This window comes from Kitasatospora sp. NPDC087314 (assembly GCF_044744365.1).
Taxonomy (GTDB): Bacteria; Actinomycetota; Actinomycetes; order Streptomycetales; family Streptomycetaceae; genus Kitasatospora.
Map to the genome: position 1 here is coordinate 1 of NZ_JBIUYE010000021.1, position 23143 is coordinate 23143.

Annotated in this window: 13 protein-coding genes; 10 read left to right on the forward strand and 3 right to left on the reverse strand. The window is 73.1% G+C overall.

Annotated features, from left to right (window positions below; translation table 11 throughout):
• Positions 1–146: 146 nt before the first annotated feature.
• A complete protein-coding gene (locus ACIO5E_RS35315; protein ID WP_400675963.1) occupies positions 147–1028 on the forward strand; it encodes a phosphatase PAP2 family protein in 882 nt (293 codons plus the stop codon).
• Here the strand turns inward: ACIO5E_RS35315 and ACIO5E_RS35320 are convergent.
• Together ACIO5E_RS35320 and ACIO5E_RS35325 are read right to left on the reverse strand one after the other, a co-directional pair.
• On the reverse strand, positions 1021–1584 hold the full coding sequence (locus ACIO5E_RS35320; RefSeq protein ID WP_400675965.1) for an acetate uptake transporter: 564 nt from the start codon (positions 1582–1584) through the stop codon (positions 1021–1023). The two genes, ACIO5E_RS35315 and ACIO5E_RS35320, sit on opposite strands and share 8 nt — an antisense overlap.
• A gap of 314 nt (positions 1585–1898) precedes the next feature.
• On the reverse strand, positions 1899–4460 hold the full coding sequence (locus tag ACIO5E_RS35325) for a SpoIIE family protein phosphatase (protein WP_400675967.1): 2562 nt from the start codon (positions 4458–4460) through the stop codon (positions 1899–1901).
• Between the two features lie 574 nt (positions 4461–5034).
• On the opposite strand from ACIO5E_RS35325, the gene ACIO5E_RS35330 reads away from it, so the two are divergent.
• The 9 genes from ACIO5E_RS35330 (at position 5035) to ACIO5E_RS35370 (ending at position 18315) form a co-directional block, all read left to right on the forward strand.
• Complete coding sequence (locus tag ACIO5E_RS35330) at positions 5035–9546, forward strand: HAMP domain-containing protein (protein ID WP_400676124.1); 4512 nt, start codon at positions 5035–5037, stop codon at positions 9544–9546.
• 294 nt (positions 9547–9840) lie between these two features.
• Positions 9841–10479 (forward strand): response regulator, encoded by a 639-nt coding sequence (locus tag ACIO5E_RS35335; RefSeq protein ID WP_400676126.1) that lies wholly within the window; start codon positions 9841–9843, stop codon positions 10477–10479.
• A 146-nt stretch (positions 10480–10625) separates the two neighbouring features.
• A complete protein-coding gene (locus tag ACIO5E_RS35340) occupies positions 10626–13331 on the forward strand; it encodes a DNA translocase FtsK (protein WP_400675969.1) in 2706 nt (901 codons plus the stop codon).
• A gap of 278 nt (positions 13332–13609) precedes the next feature.
• Positions 13610–14470 carry a helix-turn-helix domain-containing protein gene (locus ACIO5E_RS35345; protein WP_400675971.1) on the forward strand — a complete coding sequence of 287 codons (861 nt, stop codon included), beginning with the start codon at positions 13610–13612 and terminating at the stop codon, positions 14468–14470.
• A 118-nt stretch (positions 14471–14588) separates the two neighbouring features.
• Entirely contained in the window at positions 14589–16082 is a 1494-nt protein-coding gene (gene rimO / locus ACIO5E_RS35350; protein WP_400675973.1) for a 30S ribosomal protein S12 methylthiotransferase RimO, read from the forward strand.
• On the forward strand, positions 16079–16717 hold the full coding sequence (gene pgsA / locus ACIO5E_RS35355) for a CDP-diacylglycerol--glycerol-3-phosphate 3-phosphatidyltransferase (RefSeq protein ID WP_400675975.1): 639 nt from the start codon (positions 16079–16081) through the stop codon (positions 16715–16717). Before rimO ends, pgsA begins: the two co-directional genes overlap by 4 nt.
• A gap of 32 nt (positions 16718–16749) precedes the next feature.
• Complete coding sequence (locus ACIO5E_RS35360; RefSeq protein ID WP_400676128.1) at positions 16750–17226, forward strand: CinA family protein; 477 nt, start codon at positions 16750–16752, stop codon at positions 17224–17226.
• A 380-nt stretch (positions 17227–17606) separates the two neighbouring features.
• Positions 17607–17975 (forward strand): helix-turn-helix domain-containing protein, encoded by a 369-nt coding sequence (locus ACIO5E_RS35365; RefSeq protein ID WP_049660741.1) that lies wholly within the window; start codon positions 17607–17609, stop codon positions 17973–17975.
• Between the two features lie 55 nt (positions 17976–18030).
• Complete coding sequence (locus tag ACIO5E_RS35370; protein ID WP_280685723.1) at positions 18031–18315, forward strand: hypothetical protein; 285 nt, start codon at positions 18031–18033, stop codon at positions 18313–18315.
• Between the two features lie 101 nt (positions 18316–18416).
• Here ACIO5E_RS35370 and ACIO5E_RS35375 read toward each other — a convergent pair whose 3' ends face one another.
• Positions 18417–23132 (reverse strand): ATP-dependent helicase, encoded by a 4716-nt coding sequence (locus tag ACIO5E_RS35375; protein ID WP_400675979.1) that lies wholly within the window; start codon positions 23130–23132, stop codon positions 18417–18419.
• Between the last annotated feature and the right edge of the window lie 11 nt (positions 23133–23143).

Genomic DNA, 23143 nt, shown 5'->3' on the forward strand with positions numbered 1-23143 from the left:
GATGGTACTGCAGGGGGGACCCTGTGGGAGAGTAGGACGCCGCCGAACAATCATTCCAAAAAGACCCCCTCCCGTCCGGGAGGGGGTCTTTTTGCGTTACCCTCTGCCGACACACGAACCAGAGCTTGTCGGAGAGGCGCGATCCGTTGCAGAACCTGACCCTTACCTGGCAGTCCGCCGGGGGCGCCGCGGTCGCTCTCTACGGTGGCGCGTACGCCGCCTCCAGGGTCCGGAGGACGTCGCTGTCGGCACTGCTGCGGGAGGCCGGCACACTGCTGGCACTGTTCGCGCTCTGGCAGCTGGTGGGACACCTCTCGGTGATGAGCGCGGACCACGCGCTGGACCGGGCGAGCTGGATCCATCGCACCGAGTCGGAGATCGGACTGCCGGACGAGGCGTCCTGGCAGGCGGCGATCACGCCCTACCCGGTGCTGGTGAGGCTGGCGAACTACTACTACGCGGTGATGCACTTCGCGGTGATGCTGGCCGTGTTGCTCTGGGTGTTCCTACGGCACCGGGAGCGGTACGCGTGGGTGCGCAACACGGTGGTGATCACCACGGCGGTCTGCCTGCTGGTGCAGTTCATCCCGGTGGCGCCGCCCCGGATGCTGCCGCAGAACGGGTTCGTCGACGTGGCCGCGGAGTACGGACAGTCGGTGTACGGCGGCGCGGTGGGCGGGGTGGTGGTGGCCGACCAGCTGTCGGCGATGCCGTCGGTGCACGTCGCGTGGTGCGTGCTGGCGGCGGTCGCGGTGGTCAGGCTGTCGTCGAGCCGGCTGCGGTGGGCGATGGTGCTGCACCCGGTGCTGACCGTCGCGGTGGTCGTGGTGACCGCGAACCACTTCTGGTCGGACGGCATCGTGGCCGTCGTGATCCTGCTCCTCGCGTATGCCGTGCAGGCGGTGGTGGCACGCCGCCGGGGCCGGGCCTCCGTCGACACGGAGGTCCGACCCCGGCGCACTGCGACGGATCAGCCGCAGCAGGGGAATCCGGTGGAACAGGCGAATCGGCCGCAGCAGGTCACTTGACCGGGAGGGCGATCCGCCCCCAGGAGCCGTTGCTGAGCGCCGAGGTGGCCCAGTACCAGGCGGCGAGCCCGGAGACGGCCGCGACCCAGCCGGCGAACTTGGCGAGGCCGCTGTAGCCGCCGAAGGCGGCGATGGCGGACAGCAGCAGGGAGAGCGTCAGCAGACCGTAGACGGCGCGGCTGAACAGTCCCGCGCCCCAGCTGGCGGCGGTGAGGGTGAGGGCGAGCAGGGCCCACAGCAGCAGGAACAGGCCGGTCGCGTTCTTGCCCGCTCCGCCGGCCACCGACCAGGTCGCCCAGAAGGCGCCGAGGCTGGTGAAGGCGGTGCCGGTGAAACCCTCGCCGCCGCGGAGCTGCCAGAGGCCCGCGATGAAGAGGGTGACGCCGCCGACCAGATGGGCGAGGTGTGCCGCGTCCCCGACCCCGGTGCCGCTGAAGACGCCGGTGGAGAGCAGGCCGTAGGCGAGCAGTGTGAGGCCGAGTGCGAGGTAGCCGAGGTTACCCGCGTCGGCTCCGGTGGAGCGGGCGTTCGTTGCCCCGGTAGCTTCGTTGCTCACCGGAGGCTCCTTTCACTCTGGGCGCGCGCAGGGCGCAGTGAACGCAGTGGTGTGGTCCGATGAGGTGGATGCGCGCGACCGCGCCGAGGGCGCACGGCTGGAGCGTGCGCGGGCTGCGGTCAGAAGTGATGGGCCAGCGGGAGAGCCGCTGGTCGCGTCCCCGCCGAGGGATTCCCCGGTGAGATCGGTGTACCCGGCCCCACTCGCTTGTACCCTTGTGAATCGCACAATTTGTGACGCCGTCAGCTGTGGACCGCTCAGGGTTGGTCACGGCACGGGCCGTGGCCGATCAGGAACGACCCGGTCCGGTCCGCTCAGGCGTTGCGCTGGGTCGGCACTCGCAGGGTCAGGATGGCCATGTCGTCGGACGGCGGTTCCGGGGCGAAGCGCTCGACGGCCCGCTGCACCCGCAGCGCGACCGCGCCGGCGGTCAGGCCGGTGCAGCCGGTGAGCACCTCGGCGAGGCCGTCGTCGCCCAGCATCCGGCGGCCCTCGCGGCGTTCGGTGACGCCGTCGGTGACGCACAGCAGCACCTCGCCGGGGGAGAGCACCAGGCGCTCGGCGGTGAGGTCGAGGTCGTCCATGACCCCGAGCAGCGGTTGCGGGGTGGCGGCGCGGTCGACCTGGCCGTCGGTGCGCAGCCGCAGCGGCAGCGGGTGGCCGGCGCAGACCAGGGACAGCTCGGTGCTGCCGTCCGGGCGGGGCGTCAGTTCGCCGTAGAGCAGGGTGAGGAAGCGGCTGCGCGAACCCTCGTCCAGGATGGCCGCGTTGAGGCGGCTGAGCACCTGTGGCGCGTCCAGGCCCTCGCGGGCGAGCAGGCGCAGCGAGTGCCGGGCGAGGCCGGTGACCGAGGCGGCCTCGGGGCCGGTGCCGCAGACGTCGCCGATGGCGAAGCCGTAGGTGCCCTCGCGGATGGTGAACAGGTCGTAGAAGTCCCCGCCGACCTCGTTGCCCTCACCGGCGGCCTGGTAGTAGACGTCCACCTCGACGCCCGGGATCTCGGGCAGGTCCGGCGGCAGCAGGCTGCGCTGCAGGGCCTGGCTGGTGGCGGTGCGCTCGGAGTAGAGGCGGGAGTTGTCGAGGGCGAGGGCGGCCCGGCGGGAGAGGTCCTCGGCGAGTTCGAGGATCTCCTGGCGGAACCGGACACCGGCCGGGACGCCGAGCGCCAGCAGGCCGATGACCCGGTTGCGGGCGGTCAGCGGCAGGACGACGGTCTCGCCGAGCAGGCCGGCGAGTTCGGGGCTGTCGGTGAGGCCGCCGGCGGCGGCGGTCTCGGTGGGCGCCGACCAGAAGCGGACGCCGTGGGTCGGACCGGCCTCGGGGGCGGGGGTCTTGTCGAGCAGGTCGCGCAGCGGGTCGATCCGGTCCTCGTCCTCGTGCAGGACGAAGGCGAGGCCGGCCGAGGCGCCGTGGTCGCCCTGGGTGTACACGGCGCACCAGGAGGCGAGGGTGGGGACGGCCATCTGGGCCATCAGGGCGAGGGTCTGCTCGTGTTCGAGGGTGCCGGCGAGCAGGTCGGAGGCCTCGACGAGGAAGGACAGCGAGCCCCGGCGCAGCCGTTCGAGCTCGGTCAGCCGGGTGCTCTCGATCGCGAGGGCGACCCGGTCGGCGGCGAACTGCAGGCGCAGCGCGTCCTCGTTGTCGTAGCGGCCGGGGGCGGCGGTGGCGATGCCGAGCGAGCCGATCAGCCGGCCCTCGACCTTGAGCGGCACGGTGACCAGGGAGCGCATGCCGCTGCCGGTGAGCAGGGGCAGGCCGGTCGGTCGGGCGGCGAGGTCCTCGTGCACGGAGGGCAGCCGGGCGGAGTCGTAGCGGTTGCCGGTATCGACCGGGAAGCGGGTGTGCCGGCGGTGTCCGGAGGTGAGGCCGGTGGCGGCGCGGACCTCGAACTCGGTCTCGTCGTCGGTGGTGAGCAGCAGGTACGCGGCGTCGGCGTCGAGCAGGTCGCGGGCGCGCTCGACGGTGCGCTGGAGCAGGGTGTCGAGGTCGTCGGTGGCGACCGGGCCGGCCAGCAGGTCGAGCCGGGGGCCGACCGGGTCGGTGCGGTCGCCCGGCAGGGCCCGGGCGGGGGAGCGGAGCACCGCGCGGTCGGGTTCGAGGACGAGCAGGCAGAGGGTGGAGGGGACGCCCTCGGTGTCGCGGACGCGGACCTGGACGCCGTACACCTCGACCTCGTGGCCGTCCGCGCGCCGGACGCCGTAGCCGCCCTCCCAGCGGGCCAGCCGCAGGGTGTCGGCCAGTGCGAGGCCGCGGCCGGCCGACGGCGGCCAGACGGCGAGGTCGGCCCAGGGGCGGCCGAGGACGGTGGCGGCGGGGCGCTGGAAGAGCGCCTCGGCGTCCGGGTTCCAGGCCAGGACGTGGCCGTCCTCGTCGAGCTGGACGACGGCGACGTGGACCGGGCCGGGGCTGCTGGGCAGGTCGCTGCCGGGGGTCGCGGGGACGGCGTAGCGGGTGCCGGCCACGGGGGCGGGCAGCGCGAGCCGGAACCAGACGGTCTTGCGGCCGGCCGCGTACTCGACGCCCCAGCGTTCGGCGAGGGCGGAGCACATCAGCAGGCCGCGGCCACCTTCGCCGTCGGGGTCGGCGTAGCGGTCGGAGGCGGTGACGGGGCCGTCGCCGAGGGAGGGGAGGCCGCGCTCCGGGTGGTGGTCGGTGACCTCGATCCGGACGGTGCCCTCCTCACGCAGGCAGCACACCTCGGCGGCGGTGCCGGCGTGCACGACGGCGTTGGTGACCAGTTCGCTGACCAGGACGACGGCGTCGTCGACGACCTCGGGCAGCCCCCAGCCGAGCAGCGCGTCCCGGACGAAGCCCCGGGCGGCGGCTGCGGACCGGCCGTCGGGGTCGAAGGTGGCGGCTGCGCGCGCGGTGACCACGTTGCCACTTCTCCTCTGCTGCTCTTGCCCTGGCTGTCCCGGGGGTGCGGCGCCGACTCCCGGTGCGCGCCGTCGGGTGGCGGCGGCGCTGGGTCGGGTCGTGGCCCGGTGCAGCGCTCCACCCTACTTTCCGCTTGGTTCCCCGTGGGGGCGGGGCGTCGAAACAGGCACCAGAGGGTGATTCTGCCCACCTGTTTCGGACGGCCGGCTACCAACCGAGCGCAACCGGCCGTACACCCGGCGCCAGTGCTGCCAGACTGGGGGGTCCGCGACGGCCGGTCGGAGCAGTACGGTCGGTGCGGGTGCCGGTGTGCCGTGTGGGCGGCCGGTACGCAGCCCGACCGGGCCGGTGTCCCGGTGCGTGCCGTACCGGCACGGACGGTCACCGGACAGTTCACGATGTGGGAGGGGCCCGTTGAGTTCGGCCACCAAGGACGCAACCGGTACGACGCCGCCCGTTCCGCGCGGTGGGCGGTCCGGGACCGCGCCGCGGAACGCGGCCGGCCGACGAACGAGCCACAGCCGGGAGGCGGAGCCGGCCGAGCTGCGGAAGCTGCTGTCCGCGCTGACCGCGATGCGCGACGGCAACTTCCGCCGCCGGCTGACGGTTCCGGGCGACGGGCCGCTGGCGGAGATCGCCGCGGTGTTCAACGAGGTCGCCGAGCGCAACCAGCACCTCACCGGTGAACTGGCCCGGGTGCGGCGGGCGGTGGGCCGCGAGGGCCGGTTGAACGAGCGGCTGGAGACCGGCGCGGGCGAGGGCGCCTGGATGGCGGCCGTCGACAACTGCAACGCGCTGATCGACGATCTGGCCCGCCCGATGGCCGAGGTGGGCCGGGTGCTGACCTCGATCGCCGAGGGCGACCTGGACCAGAAGATGGAACTGCGCTCGCTGCACAGCAACGGGGTGAGCCACCCGCTGCGCGGCGAGTACCTGAAGATCGGCCGGACCGTCAACGGACTGGTGGACCAGCTCTCGGAGTTCACCGACGAGGTGACCCGGGTGGCCCGCGAGGTGGGCACCGAGGGCAAGTTGGGCGGTCAGGCCAAGGTCCGCAGCGTGTCGGGCAGTTGGAAGGACCTGGCGGACTCGGTCAACACCATGGCCGGCCGGCTGACCGCGCAGGTGCGCAACATCGCCCAGGTGACCACGGCGGTGGCCAAGGGCGACCTGTCCCGCAAGGTCACCGTCGAGGTGGCCGGCGAGATGCTGGAGCTGAAGAACACCGTCAACACGATGGTGGACCAGCTGAACGGGTTCGCCGCGCAGGTCACCGGCGTGGCCCGGGACGTGGGCACCGAGGGCCGTCTCGGCGGTCAGGCGCAGGTGCCGGGCGTGGCCGGGGTCTGGCGGGACCTGACCGACTCGGTGAACTTCATGGCCGACAACCTGACCGGCCAGGTCCGCAACATCGCCCAGGTGACCACGGCGGTGGCGCGCGGGGACCTCTCGCAGAAGATCGAGGTGGACGCGCGCGGCGAGATGCTGGAGCTGAAGAACACCATCAACACGATGGTCGACCAGCTCTCCGGCTTCGCCGAGCAGGTGACCAGGGTGGCCCGCCAGGTGGGTACCGAGGGGCGGCTCGGCGGTCAGGCCCAGGTGCCGGGCGCGGCCGGGGTCTGGCGTGATCTGACCGACAACGTCAACTTCATGGCGAACAACCTCACCGATCAGGTGCGCAACATCGCGCAGGTGACGACCGCGGTCGCCAAGGGTGACCTGTCGCAGAAGATCCAGGTGGACGCGCGCGGGGAGATCCTGGAGCTGAAGAACACCATCAACACGATGGTGGACCAGCTGGGCGCCTTCGCCGACGAGGTGACCAGGGTGGCCCGGGACGTCGGCACCGAGGGCATCCTCGGCGGCCAGGCGAGCGTGCCCGGGGTGTCCGGGACGTGGAAGGACCTGACCAACAGCGTCAACCTGATGGCCAACAACCTGACCAGTCAGGTCCGCAACATCGCCGAGGTGACCACCGCGGTGGCGCGCGGCGACGTGTCGAAGAAGATCACCGTCGACGCCCGGGGCGAGATCCTGGAGCTGGTGACGACCGTCAACACCATGGTCGACCAGCTGTCGGCGTTCGCCGACGAGGTCACCCGGGTGGCCCGCGAGGTGGGCACCGAGGGGATCCTGGGGGGCCAGGCGCGGGTGCGCGGCGTGTCGGGGATCTGGAAGGACCTGACCGACAACGTCAACTTCATGGCGTCCAACCTGACCGGACAGGTGCGTAACATCGCCGAGGTCGCCACCGCGGTGGCCCGCGGCGACCTGTCCAAGAAGATCACCATCGAGGCGCAGGGCGAGGTCGCGGCGCTCGCCGGGACCCTGAACACCATGGTCGATCAGCTCTCCTCCTTCGCGGTGGAGGTGACCAGGGTGGCCCGCGAGGTGGGCACCGACGGCACCCTGGGCGGCCAGGCGAGCGTGCCGGGCGTGGCCGGGATCTGGAAGGACCTGACCGACAACGTCAACCTGATGGCCAACAACCTCACCGGACAGGTGCGCAACATCGCGCTGGTGATCACGGCGGTGGCCCGCGGCGACCTGTCACAGAAGATCGACGTCGACGCGCGCGGCGAGATCCTCCAGCTCAAGACCAGCATCAACACCATGGTCGACCAGCTGTCGGCGTTCGCCGACGAGGTCACCCGGGTCGCCCGCGAGGTGGGCACCGACGGGCGGCTCGGCGGCCAGGCCCGGGTGCCCGGTGTGGACGGCACCTGGCAGGACCTGACCGAGTCGGTGAACGAGCTGGCCAACAACCTGACCCGGCAGGTGCGCGCGATCGCCCAGGTCGCCACCGCGGTGACCAGGGGCGACCTGAGCCTGCGGATCGACGTGGACGCCGCTGGGGAGCTCGACGAGCTCAAGGACAACATCAACCAGATGATCGCCAACCTGCGCGAGACCACCCGCACCAACCAGGAGCAGGACTGGCTCAAGACCAACCTGGCCCGGATCTCCGGCCTGCTCCAGGGCCGCCGGGACCTGGAGGCCGTCGCCTCGCTGATCATGACCGAGCTGACCCCGGTGGTCTCCGCCCAGCACGGCGCCTTCTTCCTCGCCCAGCCGGCCGGCCGCACCGCCGAGCTGATCACCGAGGACGACGACGAGAACGACACCGTGCTGCGGCTGATCGGCAGCTACGGCTACCAGCGGCGCGCGATGCCGACCACCTTCCGGCCCGGCGAGTCGCTGATCGGCCAGGCCGCGGTGGAGAAGCGGGCGATCATCCTCAAGGAGGCGCCGCCCGGGTACCTCAAGATCGCCTCCGGTCTCGGAGAGGCCTCGCCGGCCCACATCGTGGTGCTGCCGGTGCTGTTCGAGGGCCGGCTGCTGGGCGTGATCGAGCTGGCCACCTTCAGCTCCTTCACCACCGTCGCGCTGGACTTCCTCAACCAGATCGCCGACCTGATCGGCGTCACCGTCAACACCATCAGCGTCAACACCAAGACCGAGGGCCTGCTGCTGGAGTCCCAGCGGCTCACCGCCGAACTCTCGATGCGATCCGCCGAGTTGGAGGCGCGCCAGGAGGAACTGGAGCGAACCAACGAGGAGTTGCAGGAGAAGGCCGAGCAACTCGCCCAGCAGAACCGCGACATCGAGATCAAGAACAGCGAGATCGAGGAGGCTCGCCAGGTCCTGGAGGAGCGCGCCGAGCAGCTCGCCCTGGCCTCCCGGTACAAGAGCGAGTTCCTCGCCAACATGTCGCACGAGCTGCGCACCCCGCTCAACTCGCTGCTGATCCTGGCCAAGCTGCTCTCCGACAACAACGAGGGCAACCTCTCGCCCAAGCAGGTCGAGTTCGCCGACACCATCCACGGGGCCGGCTCCGACCTGCTCCAGCTGATCAACGACATCCTCGACCTCTCCAAGGTCGAGGCCGGCAAGATGGACGTCCGCCCGGCCCGGATCGCCCTGGTCCAGCTGGTCGACTACGTCGAGGCCACCTTCCAGCCCGTCGCGCTGGACAAGAACCTGGACTTCGCCGTCCGGGTCTCGCCCGCCCTGCCGGTCACCCTGCACACCGACGAGCAGCGGCTCCAGCAGGTGCTGCGCAACCTGATCTCCAACGCGGTCAAGTTCACCGACGCCGGTGCGGTCGACTTCTCGATCTCCCCGGCCGGCGCGGAGGTCCCGCAGCACGTGCGCGAGCGGTTGCTGGAGTCCGGCTCGATCAAGGGCCCGGACGAGGAGCTGATCGCCTTCGCGGTCTCCGACACCGGTATCGGCATCCCCGGCAACAAGCTCAGGGAGATCTTCGAGGCGTTCAAGCAGGCCGACGGCACCACCAGCCGCAAGTACGGCGGCACCGGCCTCGGCCTGTCGATCAGCCGCGAGATCGCCCGGCTGCTCGGCGGCGAGATCCACGCCGAGAGCGAGCTGGGCAAGGGCTCCACGTTCACGCTCTACCTGCCGCTGCGCACCGAGGCCCCGGGCGCGGCTCCGGCCGACCGCGCGGCCGGGTCGAACGCCCAGGCGCTGCGCGCCTCCGTCGGCGTGACCCCGGTCGGGGTGCCCGTGCCGGTCGGCGAGAACCCGGCCGACCACTGGGCCCAGGAGGTCCGCGAGCTGGCCGAGGAGCGCCGCCGGGGGGCGGTGGAGCGCCGCCGCACCGCGGCCCTGGACGTGGCCTCCGCCGGGGCCCGCCCGGTGGAGCCCGCACCGCCCCGTCCCGCCCGCCGTGACGTGCGCTTCGACGGCCAGCAGGTGCTGATCGTGGACGACGACGTCCGCAACGTGTTCGCCCTCACCAGCGTGCTGGAGCAGCACGGCCTGACCGTCCTGTACGCCGAGAACGGCCGCGAGGGCATCGAGATGCTGGAGCAGCACGAGAACGTGGCGCTGGTCCTGATGGACATCATGATGCCGGAGATGGACGGCTACGCGACCACCGAGGCGATCCGCCGGATGCCCCAGTTCGCCGGCCTGCCGATCATCGCGCTGACCGCCAAGGCGATGAAGGGCGACCGGGAGAAGTCCCTGGAGGCGGGTGCCACCGACCACATCACCAAGCCGGTGGAGACCGACCACCTGCTGACGGTGATGCGCGAGTGGCTGCGGGCGGACCGCGCGTAGCCGCCCGGGAGGGCGTGAACTCCGGGGCGGGCCCCGGAGTTCGCGCCCTCCGGTGAGCCGGTTTGCTGGCGGTCGGGCCCGGGAACCGGGTAGGGTCACCGATCGTTGCGAACAGTGACCGGATGGCGACACGCTGCTGAGCGTGCGCCGGAGCGCTGGCCGCGCGCCGCTCCGGATCGGGTCACGACGGAGCGATGTGCCGGGCGAGGGGGTGCGGCTAGCATGACCGGGGTAGCGGTGGGCAGTACGCGAGTGCCATCACCGGGCGGCAGTCAGGCGACAGGAGGGCGAGCCCTGATGCAGAAGGCGAAGATCCTCCTGGTCGACGACCGGCCGGAGAACCTGCTGGCGTTGGAGGCGATCCTCTCCGCGCTGGACCAGACGCTGGTGCGCGCCGCCTCCGGCGAGGAGGCGCTCAAGGCGCTGCTCACCGACGACTTCGCGGTGATCCTGCTGGACGTCCAGATGCCCGGGATGGACGGCTTCGAGACCGCCGCCCACATCAAGCGGCGCGAGCGCACCCGGGACATCCCGATCATCTTCCTGACGGCGATCAACCACGGTCCGCACCACACCTTCCGCGGCTACGCGGCCGGGGCCGTGGACTACATCTCCAAGCCCTTCGACCCGTGGGTGCTGCGCGCCAAGGTCTCGGTCTTCGTCGACCTGTACGTGAAGAACTGCCAGCTGAAGGAGCAGGCCGCGCTGCTGCGGCTGCAACTGGAGGCGGGCGGCGGCGAGCCGGCCCTCGGTGGGGCGCTGCTGGGCGAGCTGTCCGCGCGGCTGGCGGCGGTCGAGGAGCAGGCGGAGGCGCTCGGCAAGCAGCTGGACGGCGTCGAGGACGCCGGGGTGGCCGCCACCGCGGCGCACCTGGAGCGCAAGCTGGCGGGCCTGCGCCGGGCCCTGGACGCGCTCCGCCCGGGCACCGCGTAACCGGTCGGTTCGGTTCACTCCTTCGGGTGGTTTCCGGGGGTAGCCGGGTGAAGCCCGGTCAGCGTGACGGTGTGTCTGCGACACGGCCCGGTGCCCCGGCTCGGGCGCATGTCCACTGGTGGTCCGCCCCGGTAGGCTGCTGACCCATGGCCACTCGTACGCCCGGAAGCGCGGCACGCAACCCGAGTCCGGGACCGTCCAAGAAGGCCGCGGCGAAGGCCCCGGGCAAGCCGCCCGCGAAGAAGACGGCGGTCAAGAAGGCGGCCCCGGCGAAGAAGGCGGCGGCCAAACCGGCTCCGCCGCCCCCGCCGCCGCCCAAACCGATACTCTTCCGCGCCGTCAGGGCCGTCTGGCTCGGCCTGGCGAACAGCCTCGCCGCGATCTTCCGGGGCTTCGGCGACGGGGCCAAGAACCTCCATCCCGCCCACCGCAAGGACGGGGTGGGCCTGCTGCTGTTCGCGCTCGCGCTGGTGACCGCGGCCGGCACCTGGTTCAGCCCGCAGGGCTGGCTCGGTCAGGCGGCCATCGCCGTGGTGTCCGGCCTGTTCGGGCGGCTCGACGTGCTGGTGCCGTTCCTGCTGGCCGGGATAGCGATCCGGCTCTGGCGCCACCCGGAGCTGCCGGAGGCCAACGGCCGGATCGTGATCGGGCTGAGCGCGCTGCTGGTCGGCGTCCTCGGCCTGGTGCACATCGGCTGCGGCGCGCCCATGATGGGCAGCGGCGCCTCCCGGATAAGGGCGGCCGGCGGAATCATCGGCTGGGCCGCGTCCACCCCGATGATGGCCGCCGCCGGGCCGGCACTGGCCGTGCCGCTGCTCCTGCTGCTGGCCTTCTTCGGGCTGCTGGTGGTCACCGCCACCCCGGTCAACCGAATCCCCGAGCGGCTGCGCTCGGCCGGCGTACGACTCGGCGTGGTGGAGCCCGGGCCGGAGGACGAGCTGCGCGAGGGGCGTACGCCGGAGCGGGAGCTGTCCACCGAGCCGCCGGAGGACGCCGACCCGTCCGCGCTGCCGTTCACCGTGGACACCGACGGCGAGGACCCGCGCGACGAGGTGAGTGCCCGTCGGCGCCGCCGCCGGCGCAAGCCGGACCCCGCCGTCGGGCCGGACCAGGACGAGCCGGAGGCCGTCCGGGTGTCCCTGGACAAGGAGCCGCCGGACCCGTACGCCACCCGCAACCTCGCCGCCGGAGCCGCCGCCGACCTGGACGGGGCGCTGGTCTACGGCGTGCCCGCTTCCTCGGCGGTGGCGGACATGATGCACCAGGTGCAGGACCGCACCGCCCCGCCGGAGGAGGCCGCCGTCCCGGCCGCCCGCAGCGGAGGCCCGGAGGCGCCCGAGGAGCACGGCCCGGCGCCGGTGCGGATGGAGCAGCTCCAGCTCGTCGGCGACACCACCTACACGCTGCCCCCGCTCGACCTGCTGGAGCGCGGCGGCCCGGCCAAGGCCCGCAGCGCCCTCAACGACGAGGTGGTGGCCCAGCTCACCGGCACCTTCTCCGAGTTCAAGGTGGACGCCAGGGTCACCGGCTTCACCCGGGGGCCGACGGTCACCCGCTACGAGGTCGAGCTCGGCCCGGCCGTCAAGGTGGAGCGGATCACCGCGCTCGCCAAGAACATCGCGTACGCGGTGGCCAGCCCGGACGTGCGGATCATCAGCCCGATCCCGGGCAAGTCCGCGGTCGGCATCGAGATCCCCAACCGGGACCGCGAGATGGTCAACCTGGGCGACCTGCTGCGCTCGCGCACGGCCGCCGAGGACACCCACCCGATGGTCGTCGGCATGGGCAAGGACGTCGAGGGCCACACCGTGATGGCCAACCTCGCCAAGATGCCGCACATCCTGGTGGCCGGCGCCACCGGCGCGGGCAAGTCGTCCTGCATCAACTGCCTGATCACCTCGGTGCTCGCCCGGTCCACCCCGGACGAGGTGCGGATGGTGCTGGTCGACCCCAAGCGGGTCGAGCTGACCGCGTACGAGGGCATCCCGCACCTGATCACGCCGATCATCACCAACCCCAAGAAGGCCGCCGAGGCCCTCCAGTGGGTGGTGCGCGAGATGGACCTGCGCTACGACGACCTCGCGGCGTTCGGCTTCCGGCACGTGGACGACTTCAACGCGGCGGTGCGGGCCGGCAAGGTCACCCCGCCGCTCGGCAGCGAGCGCGAGCTGAAGCCGTACCCGTACCTGCTGGTGATCGTCGACGAGCTGGCCGACCTGATGATGGTCGCACCGCGCGACGTCGAGGACTCGGTGGTCCGGATCACCCAGCTGGCCCGCGCGGCCGGCATCCACCTGGTGCTGGCCACCCAGCGGCCCTCGGTGGACGTGGTCACCGGTCTGATCAAGGCCAACGTGCCGTCCCGGCTGGCCTTCGCGACCTCCGCGATGGCCGACTCCCGGGTCATCCTGGACCAGCCCGGTGCGGAGAAGCTGATCGGCAAGGGCGACGCGCTCTTCCTGCCGATGGGGGCCAGCAAGCCGATCCGCATGCAGGGCGCGTTCGTCACCGAGGCGGAGATCGCCGCGGTGGTGCAGCACTGCAAGGACCAGCTGGCCGCCGCCTACCGGGACGACGTGATGGTCGGAGGCGGGCCCAAGAAGGAGATCGACGAGGAGATCGGCGACGACCTGGACCTGCTGATCCAGGCGGCCGAGCTGGTGGTCTCCACCCAGTTCGGGTCGACCTCGATGCTCCAGCGCAAGCTCCGGGTCGGCTTCGCCAAGGCAGGGCGGCTGATGGACCTGATGGAGTCGCGCGGGATCGTCGGTCCCAGCGAGGGCTCCAAGGCCCGCGACGTCCTGGTGAAGCCGGATGAGCTGGACGGGGTGCTCGTCACCCTGCGAGGGTGACCGGCCGGGCCTCCGGCGGGTCCGTGTCCCGAACGAGGTGTCACCCGTTCGGTGGAGGGTAGGCGCGATGTCGGGAACCGAACGTCCGTACGCCGCGTCACAGGCCGGAAAGCGAACCCCGGGTTCCCCGTGCGGATCCGCCGACGAACAGTCAGCGGATTGCCGGGCCCCGGTCGGGGCGGGCGCGCGCATTCGGGCCTGTTCCGCTTGAGAAACGACCCGCCCGCGCCCCTAGACTGTTCCCCAGCAGGTGGCCATCCGCTCGAAAGGCGTGCCCCGTGACCATCGGCAAGTCCCGCGACCGCGAGAACGCCCCGTCGTCCGCCGAGACGTCCGACGAGGCGGTGCAGGCGGCCGATACCCCGAGCATCGGCCGGGTGCTGTCCACCGCCCGGATCGAGGCCGGGCTCACCGTGGACCAGGTGAGTACGGCGACCCGCGTCCGGGTGCCGATCGTCCATGCCGTCGAGGAGGACGACTTCGACCGCTGCGGCGGCGACTTCTACGCCCGCGGACACATCCGCGCGATCGCCCGCGCGGTCGGCGTGGACGGCGAGGCGCTGATCACCCGGTACGACGCCGCGCACGGTGGTTCGCCCGCCTCCAAGCGGCCGACCCAGCTGATCGACAGCGGCCCGATCAAGGTGCCCGGCCGGGGCCGGCCGAACTGGGCGGCGGCCATGGTCGCCGCGATCGTCGCGGTGGTCGCCCTGATCGGCTTCAACCTGGTCAGCGGCAAGGGCGACCACACCGGCACCGGCTCCGCCAGCGCGCCGCTGCCCAGCGGCTCCGGCACCGGCTCGGTCGCCCCCGCGCCCTCGCCCGCCGTGCAGCCGCCGGCGCCCGCGCCGAGCGCCGCCGCGATCGCGGCCGTCCCGGCCGACAAGGTCACCGTGAAGCTGGTCGCCGAGGGCACCAGCTGGGTATCCGCGGTGGACGGCGGCGGCAAGTCGCTGTTCCAGAACAACATCAGCGGCGGCCAGGACCAGACCTTCACCGACCCCAAGCAGATCAAACTGGTGATCGGCAACGGCGGGGCCGTGCACGCGTACGTCAACGGCAAGGACCTCGGCCTCCTGGGCAAGGACGGCCAGGTGGTGCACGTCACGTACACCCCCGGCGACCCGCAGGCGGGCTGACCACAGGGCCTCCCGAGGCCCTGGAGGCCGGGGCGGCGGCCTGGCGAAGGTCCGGTAATCCGAGGCGGGTGGCCTCCGGGGCGAACGGCACCGGAGGCCGCGCGTTAATCTTGGGCCTATGCCTGAACGCCGTACTGTCGCCCTTGTCACGCTCGGATGCGCCCGCAACGAGGTGGACTCCGAGGAACTCGCCGGGCGACTGGAAGCCGACGGCTGGTCGCTCGTCGACGACGCCGCCGAAGCGGACGTCGCCGTCGTCAACACCTGCGGCTTCGTCGAGGCCGCCAAGAAGGACTCCGTGGACGCCCTGCTGGAGGCCAACGACCTCAAGGGGCACGGCCGCACCCAGGCCGTCGTCGCGGTCGGCTGCATGGCCGAGCGGTACGGCAAGGAACTCGCCGACGCGCTGCCCGAGGCCGACGGCGTGCTCGGCTTCGACGACTACGCCGACATCTCCGACCGCCTGCAGACCATCCTCTCCGGCGGCCACCACGCCCCGCACCTGCCGCGCGACCGCCGCAAGCTGCTGCCGATCAGCCCGGCCGAGCGGCAGTCCGCCGCCGAGGCCGTCGCGCTGCCCGGCCACGGCGCCGCCGAGACCCCGGCCGAGCCGATCACCGACCTGCCCGAGGGCCTCGCCCCGGCCTCCGGCCCGCGCACCCTGCGCAAGCGGCTCGACGACAACCCGGTCGCCTCGGTCAAGCTCGCGTCCGGCTGCGACCGGCGGTGCTCCTTCTGCGCCATCCCGGCCTTCCGCGGCTCCTTCATCTCCCGCCGTCCCTCCGACGTGCTGCACGAGGCCCAGTGGCTGGCCGGGCAGGGCGTGCGCGAGGTCGTCCTGGTGAGCGAGAACAACACCTCGTACGGCAAGGACCTCGGCGACATCCGGCTGCTGGAGACGCTGCTCGGCGAGATCTCCGCGATCGAGGGCGTCGAGCGGGTCCGGGTCTCCTACCTCCAGCCCGCCGAGATGCGCCCCGGACTGATCGACGCGATGACCGGGACCGCGGACGTGGTGCCCTACTTCGACCTGTCCTTCCAGCACTCGGCGCCCGCGGTACTGCGCCGGATGCGCCGCTTCGGCTCCACCGACCAGTTCCTGGAGCTGCTGAAGACCATCCGGGACAAGGCCCCGCAGGCCGGCGCCCGGTCCAACTTCATCGTCGGCTTCCCCGGTGAGACCGAGGAGGACTTCGCCGAGCTGGAACGCTTCGTCACGCACGCCGGGCTGGACGCGATCGGCGTCTTCGGCTACTCCGACGAGGACGGCACCGAGGCCGCGACCTACGACGGCAAGCTGCCCGAGGACGTGATCGCCGACCGGCTGAGCCGGCTGAGCCGACTGGCCGAGGAGATGACCGCCCAGCGGGCCGAGCAGCGCGTCGGCACCGAGGTCGAGGTGCTGATCGAGTCGATCGAGGACGGCGTGGTCGAGGGCCGGGCGGCCCACCAGGCCCCGGAGACCGACGGCCTGACCACCCTCACCGGCGTCGAGAACCCCGAGATCGGCCAGTTCCACCGGGCCAAGGTGGTCGCCAGCGAGGGCGTCGACCTGATCGCCGAGGCGCTGGAGCAGGTCCGGGTCCGTCAGGCCCCGGGAGCCGGGGAATGACCAAGGGGCCAGGTGCCCCGGCCGCGGCCCACCCGGGCAGACCGGCGGCCGCGGTGCCGCCGGTACCGGCCGTCTGGAACATCGCCAACATGCTCACGATGCTCCGGCTGCTGCTGGTGCCGGTCTTCGTGACGCTGCTGTTCGCCGACGGCGGGCACGACCCCAAGTGGCGCTCGGTCGCCTGGGCCTCGTTCGCCATCGCGATGATCACCGATCTGTTCGACGGCGAGCTGGCCCGCCGCAAGGGTCTGGTCACCGACTTCGGGAAGATCGCCGACCCGATCGCCGACAAGGCGATCATGGGCTCGGCGCTGATCGGCCTCTCGCTGCTCGGCGACCTGCCCTGGTGGGTCACCGCGGTGATCCTGGCCCGCGAACTCGGCATCACCCTGATGCGCTTCTGGGTGATCCGCTACGGGGTCATCCCGGCCAGCCGCGGCGGCAAGATCAAGACGCTGACCCAGGGCATCGCGGTCGGCATGTACGTCCTGGAGCTGACCGGCTGGCTGGCCACCGCGCGGGCCGTGCTGATGGCCCTGGCGGTGCTGCTGACCGTCGGCACCGCGCTGGACTACGTCGGACAGGCGCTGCGACTGCGCCGTGAGGGACTGGCCGCGGAGCGCGCGGACCGGTGAGCGACGGGGGAGACCGGGTGACGGACTACGACCTGGCGGTGCGCACGCACGAGGCGCTGCGCGCCCGGGGCGGCACGCTGGCCGTCGCCGAGTCGCTGACCGGCGGGCTGCTCGCGGCCGCGCTGGTGGACGTCCCCGGGGCGTCCGCGACCTTCCGCGGCTCGGTCACCGCCTACGCCACCGAGCTGAAGGCCTCGGTGCTCGGCGTGGACGAGGGGCTGCTGGCGGTGTACGGGCCGGTCCACCCGCTGGTGGCCGGGCAGATGGCCGAGGGCGTGCGCCGACTGCTGGGGGCCACGTACGGGCTCGCGACGACCGGGGTGGCCGGGCCGGACCCGCAGGACGGACAGCCGGTGGGCACCGTACACCTGGCGGTCGCCGGTCCGGAGGGAACTCTGGTCAGTTCGCCCCGGCTGTCGGGCGGGCGTGCCAGAATCCGTCACGGGGCGGTGACCGCCGCTCTGGAGCTGCTCGTCGGGCGGCTCCCGGCCGGTACGCCCACGACCTGAACCCCGGGGGCCCCGCACCCGGGTGGCTCGTACCCCGTTGGAAGCACCGCGGAGGCGCGGTGGAGCCCCGGCCGCGGAGATCTCCACCGAACCGAGATCTGCCGATCTGGTACGCGGGTATGGCACAGCTGGAGGATCGTGTTACATCCAACGGCTTGGTTGGGCAGAAACCAGGTGGCGAACGAGTTGCGTGACGGTGGCCGGGCGGCCCGCGACGGGTACCACGAGGGGCCCGCGGACCCGGGAACGACACCGGAACGAGGAGGGGGACAGCCTTGCAGCCCAGAGTGAACACGACCAGGGTCCCCGCACGCGAAGCGGGCAAGGCGGTACGGTGGGGTCGTGACATCTCGATCCGCAGTCCGAGGAGGGAGGCACCGATGATCCTGCTCCGTCGCCTACTGGGCGATGTACTGCGTCGGCAGCGCCAGCGCCAGGGCCGCACACTCCGCGAGGTGTCGGCGGCCGCCAGGGTTTCGCTCGGTTACCTCTCCGAGGTCGAGCGGGGACAGAAGGAGGCCTCCTCGGAGCTGCTCTCCGCCATCTGCGACGCGCTGGACGTCCGGATGTCCGAGGTCATGCGCGAGGTCAGCGACGAACTCTCGCTCGCCGAACTTGCGGCGATGGCCACCCTCTCCGAAGGTGATCTGCTGAGGCCGGTACTCGAACCGGTTCCGCTGCCCGCCCCCGGCACCGACCGGGCGAACATGTCGCCCAAGGCCGCCGCGATGGACGTGGTCGCCGCCTGAACCCGGCCTCGACTCCCGGGCTCCTGGTGCCCGGGGCGAGCGAAGGAGGGCGGTCGTGCGAAGAGCCGCGACGGTGTGCACGGAGGCCCGAATACGGCTGCGGCGTTTGGAACCGTGGTCGGCCCGCCGGGTCCTGCTGGTCCTGTCGGCGGGGCTGTTCTGGTGGCTCCTGGTGGTCCGCGGACAGTTCGCGGACGGTGCGGTGCTGGGACTGCTCGTGGCCGGCGGCTGGGGGCTCGGCCTGATCCCGGTCCACGCCGACCGGAACGCGACCGGGCCGCAGCGGCGCCCGCACCCCGAGGCCGTGGTCCCGGTGGAGGCGCAGCCGCCGGTGGGTTGAGCCACCCGAACGGGTGATACGAGCGAACGAACGAAGGCCGTGGGGCGACAGCCGCCCCACGGCCTTCGGCGCTGTCCGGCGGAGTGCCCTCCGGTCGTGCCTCAGGGGCGCAGGCGCAGGCCGCGCGGAGTGGCGTGGAAGCCGGCCGCCTCCAGGGCGGCGCCCAGCTCCGAGCCGAGGGCCGGCTCGCCGTTGGCCCGCTCGACCGTGACGCTGCCGAGCCCGCCCGCGCGGACCGCGCCCGCCAGCGCGCCCGCCGCCAGCGCCCGGGTGGCCTCGTCCTCCGGCCAGGCCAGCAGCGACTTGCCGCCCCGCTCGACGTACAGCGCCAACTCGCCGTCCACCAGCACCACCAGGGCGCCCGCCTTGCGACCCGGGCGGTGCGCCCTGGCCTCCTTGGCGCCGGGGGCCGCCGGCGGCTCCGGCCACGGCAGTGCGGCGCCGTAGGCGTTGGCCGGATCGGCGGCGGCCAGCACCAGCACCTGCGGCGGCTCGGCGGCCGGGGCGGCCGACCACTCGGCGGCCCGGGCCCGCTCCAGCCGGCCGTTGACCGAGCGCAGCCGGTCCGCCGCGCCCTCCATGGCGAACTGGGCGCCGCCCAGGCCCTCGACGAAGTACCCCCGGCGGGCCCGGCCGCGTTCCTCCATCGCGGCGAGCACCCGGTACACCCCGGCGAAGCCGCCCGGCACCCGTTCGGCCGCCACCGCGCCCCGGGTGAGCAGGCCGTGCCGGTCCAGCAGGTTCTGCGCCCGGGTGGTGGCCTGGACCGTCGGGTCGGCGGTGAAGGCGGGCAGCAGCGACCAGCGCCCGGCCACCGTCGGCGGGCCGCTGCGCAGGGCGCCGCCGACCCGGCCGAAGGCGCGGCCGGCGCCGCCGTAGCGGCCGCGCGGGGTGGCCCGGGGCGCGCGGTGGGCGGTGGCGCCCGCCGTTCGGCCGGACCCGAGCAGGGCGCGCAGCGGGGCGAGGGTGTCGTTGGTGACGTACCCGGCCCAGGCGAGGTCCCAGAGTGCCTCGACGATCTCCGGCTCCGGGGTCTCCTCCGGCAGCTGTTGGACCAGTTGGCGGAAGAACAGGCCGTAGCCGCCGGCCAGCGCCGCCATCAGCGCGCTGTGCACGGGGGTGAGCGCGGGCGGGACGGGCTCGGGGCGCAGCAGGTGGGCGCTCTCGGCCAGGTGCAGGCTGAGCCAGCCGTCCTTGCCGGGCAGCGCGCCGGCTCCGCACCAGCCGATCTCGCCGGCTGCCATCAGCTCGTCCAGCAGGCCGGGGGAGTAGTCGGCGAGCCGGGCCGGGAGGATCAGCTTCTCCAGGGCGGAGGCGGGCAGGGCGGTGCCCTGGAGCTGCTCGACCACGCGGAGCAGGCCGTCCGGGCCGCGCAGCCGGTGGCCGGCCAGGTGCTGCCACTGCGGGAGGAAGGCGGCCAGGGCACGCGGCGGGACGGGTTCGACCTCGTGGCGCAGGGCGGCCAGCGAGCGGCGTCGCAGTCGGCGCAGGACCTCGGCGTCGCACCACTCGGCGGTGGCGGTGTGGCTCTCGACCGGCCTGAACTGGCCCTGGACCAGGCGGCCGGCGGCGGTGAGGCGGTGCAGGGTGCCGGTGACGACGGCGGTGCCGAGGCCGAACCGGGTGGCGGCCTCGGCGGCGGTGAACGGGCCGTGGGTGCGGGCGTAACGGGCGAGCAGGTCGCCCAGCGGGTCCTTGACCGGTTCGGTGAAGGCCTCGGGGACACCGACCGGCAGCGGGGTGCCGAGCGCGTCGCGCAGCCGTCCGGCGTCCTCGACGGCGGCCCAGCGCGGTTCGCCGGCGATCCGGACCTGGATCACCCGGCGGGTGGCCTCCAACTCCAGTGCCCAGAGCGGCTCGGCGGCGCGGGTGGCCAGCTCGGCCTCGGTGAGCGGGCCGAGCAGGCGCAGCGCATCGGCGACGCCCTCGGCGTCCTTGATCCGGCGCTCGGGGGTGAGGCGCTGGAGCTCGGCCTCCAACGCGGCGAGCACCTGCGGGTCGAGCAGTTCGCTCAGCTCGGCCTGGCCGAGGAGTTCGGAGAGCAGCCGGGAGTCCAGGGAGAGGGCGGCGGCGCGGCGTTCGGCGAGCGGGGAGTCGCCCTCGTAGAGGAACTGGGCGACGTAGCCGAACAGGAGGGACCGGGCGAAGGGCGAGGGCTCGGGGGTGGTGACCTCGACCAGGCGGACGGCGCGGGATTCGAGGTCGCCCATCAGCTCGACCAGGCCGGGCACGTCGAAGACGTCCTGCAGGCACTCTCGAACGGCCTCCAGGACGATCGGGAACGAGCCGTACTCGGAGGCTACTTCGAGCAGTTGGGCGGCGCGCTGGCGCTGCTGCCAGAGCGGGGTGCGGCGGCCGGGGCTGCGGCGTGGGAGCAGCAGGGCGCGGCCGGCGCACTCGCGGAAGCGGGAGGCGAACAGGGCGGAGCCGCCGACCTGGTCGGTGACCAGCTGCTCGATCTCGGCGGGGTCGAACAGGGCGGCGTCGGCGCCGACCGGGGCCTCGTCCGAACCCGCCTGCGGGGAAAGACCGGTGGGGCTTGCGAAGTCGAAGTCGGGGGCCAGCAGGTCGGCGTCGGGCAGGCGGAGCACGATGCCGTCGTCGGCGTGCATGACCTGGGGGTCGAGGCCGTGCTTCTCGCGCAGCCGGGCGCCGAGGGCGAGTGCCCAGGGGGCGTGCACCTGGGCGCCGAAGGGGGAGTGGATGACGATCCGCCAGTCGCCGAGCTCGTCCCGGAAGCGCTCGACCACGATGGTGCGGTCGTCCGGGAGGTGGCCGCAGGCGGCGCGCTGCTGGGCGAGGTAGTCGAGCAGGTTGGCGGCGGCCCAGTCGTCCAGGCCGGCCTGCCGGAGCCGGGAGGTGGCGTCCTCGGGTGCCAGGGCGCCCAGCTCGCGGGTGAACGCGCCGAGGGCGCGGCCGAGTTCGAGCGGGCGGCCGAGGGTGTCGCCCTTCCAGAACGGGAGCCGGCCGGGGACGCCGGGGGCGGGGGTGACGAGCACCTTGTCGTGGGTGATCTCCTCGATCCGCCAGGAGGAGGTGCCGAGGGTGAACACGTCGCCGACGCGGGACTCGTAGACCATCTCCTCGTCGAGTTCTCCGACCCGGCCGCCGCCCTTCTTCCCCGTCTTCGGATCGGACCCGGTCGCGCCGGCGATGAAGACGCCGAACAGGCCGCGGTCGGGGATGGTGCCGCCGGAGGTGACGGCGAGCCGCTGGGCGCCGGGGCGGCCGGTCACGGTGCCGGCCACCCGGTCCCAGACCACCCGGGGGCGCAGCTCGGCGAAGGCGTCCGAGGGGTAGCGGCCGGCCAGCATGTCGAGCACGGCCTCGAAGGCGGACTGCGGGAGGCTGGCGAAGGGCGCGGCGCGGCGGACCACGGTGAGCAGTTCGTCCACCGGCCAGCTGTCCAGCGCCGTCATCGCGACCAGCTGCTGGGCGAGCACGTCCAGCGGGTTGCGCGGCACGCGCAGCGCCTCGATCCGGCCGGCCCGCATCCGCTCGGTGACCACGGCGGACTGCACCAGGTCGCCGCGGTACTTGGGGAAGAAGACGCCGGTGGAGACGGCGCCGACCTGGTGGCCGGCCCGGCCGACCCGCTGCAGGCCGGAGGCGACCGAGGGCGGGGACTCGACCTGGACGACCAGTTCGACGGCGCCCATGTCGATGCCCAGCTCCAGGCTGGAGGTGGCGACCACGGCGGGCAGCCGGCCGGCCTTCAACTCCTCCTCGACCAGCGCCCGCTGCTCCTTGGAGACGGAGCCGTGGTGGGCCCGGGCGAGCACCGGGGGGACGCCCCTGGCCGCACCGGAGCCGCCCATCAGCTGGGCCGGGGCGTGCGCCTCGGGCGCGGCGGTGCCGGTGGCGCGCTCGTGGGCGATCTCGTTCAGCCGGTTGCACAGGCGCTCGGCGAGGCGGCGGGAGTTGGCGAAGACGATGGTCGAGCGGTGCGCCTGGACCAGGTCGACGATCCGCTCCTCGACGTGCGGCCAGATGGAGGCCTGCCGCTGCGGGTCGTTGTCGGCGGAGCCGCCGGTGGCCGGGGCAGCGGGCAGGTCGTCCAGGTCGGGGACGGGGACGACCACCGACAGGTCGAACTCCTTGGCGGCGGAGGGCTGGACGACGACGGCGCCGCGCTGCGGGCTGAGGTAGCGGGCCACCTCCTCGACCGGGCGAACGGTCGCGGACAGGCCGATCCGGCGGGCCGGGTGCTCCAGCAGTTCGTCCAGGCGCTCCAGGCTCAGCGCGAGGTGGGCGCCGCGCTTGGTGCCGGCGACCGCGTGCACCTCGTCCAGGATCACCGTGTCGACGCCGCGCAGGGCCTCCCGGGAGGCGGAGGTGAGCAACAGGAACAGCGACTCGGGGGTGGTGATCAGGATGTCCGGCGGGTGGGTGGCGAAGCGGCGGCGGTCGGCGGCCGGGGTGTCGCCGGAGCGGATGGCGACCTGGACCTCGGGCTCGGGCAGGCCGAGGCGGACGGCGGCCTGGCGCAGGCCGGTCAGCGGGGCGCGCAGGTTGCGCTCGACGTCCACCGCGAGGGCCTTGAGCGGCGAGACGTAGAGGACCCGGCAGCGGCGCTTGGGGTCGGCCGGGGGCGGGGTGCTGCTCAGCCGGTCGAGGGCGGAGAGGAAGGCGGCGAGCGTCTTGCCGGAGCCGGTGGGGGCGACCACGAGGACGTCGGTGTCCTGCCGGATGGCGTGCCAGGCCTGGGACTGGGCGGTGGTGGGGGCGGAGAAGGCGCCGGTGAACCAGGCCCGGGTGGTCGGGGCGAATCCGGCCAGGGGGTCTCCGGTGGGCGGGGTCGGGTACTGGGGCGCCATGCCCCCCATGG